This is a genomic window from Trichlorobacter sp., from assembly GCF_030247655.1.
GTDB lineage: Bacteria > Desulfobacterota > Desulfuromonadia > Geobacterales > Pseudopelobacteraceae > Trichlorobacter.
On sequence record NZ_JAOTRZ010000364.1, the window covers coordinates 1 to 1,562 of the forward strand.

Annotated in this window: 2 protein-coding genes; both read right to left on the minus strand. The window is 53.1% G+C overall.

Going from position 1 to position 1,562, the window contains the following annotated elements; genetic code table 11:
• Positions 1-285, minus strand: a 285-nt coding sequence (greA, locus tag OEL57_RS16725; RefSeq protein ID WP_300742079.1) for a transcription elongation factor GreA, incomplete at its 3' end; no start/stop codon positions are given.
• Between the two features lie 3 nt (positions 286-288).
• On the minus strand, positions 289-1,562 hold a 1,274-nt coding region (locus OEL57_RS16730; RefSeq protein ID WP_300742080.1), incomplete at its 5' end, for an ATP-grasp domain-containing protein.

Here is a 1,562-nt window from a genome sequence, read left to right on the forward strand (position 1 = left end):
ATACAGGGTAACCGTGGCTCCAAACACTACTTTATCCGGTTTGAGACCAGTCAGGTCAACCACATGGGCACGTGCCAGCTTGCCCTGCAGCTCTTGAATCCTGCCCTCAATAAACCCTTGGCGATTCTTGGCAGCATCGTATTCGGCATTTTCAGAAAGATCACCATGACTGCGCGCCTCAGCAATATCCTGAATCACCTTGGGACGTTCTTCTCTAATCAAACGCTTCAGTTCTTCCTGAAGTGCCTCATGACTCTCTTTGGTTAGCGGTATATTATTGGACATCGTTTACTTCTGCTCCTGACAAAGATAATCCTGCAGCGGCTTAACCCGTAAATCATGCCCTTTCAGGTCTATGATGGCATCAACAGCGGCATTGGCACCGGTGGCAGTGGTGTAGTAGGCCACGCTGTGCATCAAGGCTTCACGACGGATTGAGAATGAATCAGCCACGGCCTGGGCACCCTGGGTGGTGTTGATCACCAGTTGTACTTCACCGTTTTTCAAGGCATCAACAATATGGGGGCGGCCTTCCATGACCTTGTTGATCCGACGCACCGGGATACCTTTTTCTTCAAGGAATGATGCCGTACCGCCGGTTGCAAGGATGCCGAATCCGGCTTTATACAGTTTTTCAGCAGCTGAGACAACATGTTTCTTGTCTCCGTCCCGTACACTGATAAAGGCATTACCGGAAAGCGGCATCTTGACGTTAGCACCCAGCTGTGATTTGGCAAAGGCCTCTGCAAAGGTATCACCGATTCCCATCACCTCGCCGGTTGACTTCATTTCAGGCCCCAGAATAGTATCCACACCAGGGAACTTAACAAACGGGAAGACCGCCTCTTTAACCGAGAAGTAGTCCGGCACAATGTCACCGGAAACTCCCAGCTCTGCCAGAGTCTTACCGGCCATGATCCGGGCAGCAATCTTGGCCAGCGGTCGGCCGGTGGCCTTGGAGACAAACGGGGCGGTGCGGGAGGCACGGGGGTTAACCTCAAGGATATAAATGGTACCATCCTTAACGGCATACTGAACGTTCATCAGACCGATAACATTCAGCTCTAGGGCCATTATCTCGGTCTGGCGGCGAACCTCAGCAATCAACTCCTGAGACAGCGAATAGGGGGGCAGGGAACAGGCTGAATCACCGGAGTGAATACCAGCCTCTTCGATATGCTCCATGATTCCGCCGATCACCACCTGCTTGCCGTCACAGAGCGCATCCACATCAATCTCAATGGCTGCATCCAGGAATTTATCAACCAGAATCGGGTGCTCCGGTGAAGCCTGCACCGCAGTGGTCATGTAGCGCCGCAGATTCTCCACATCATAGACAATCTCCATGGCACGACCACCAAGAACATAGGAGGGACGTACCACCACCGGATAGCCGATCCGATTGGCCACCTCTTCAGCCTCTTCAAAGGACCGGGCTGTACCGTTAGCAGGCTGCAGCAGATTGAGCTTGTGCAACATCTCCTGAAACCGCTCACGATCCTCAGCACGGTCAATGGCATCCGGGCTGGTACCGATAATCGGCACCCCGGCCTTTTCAAGGC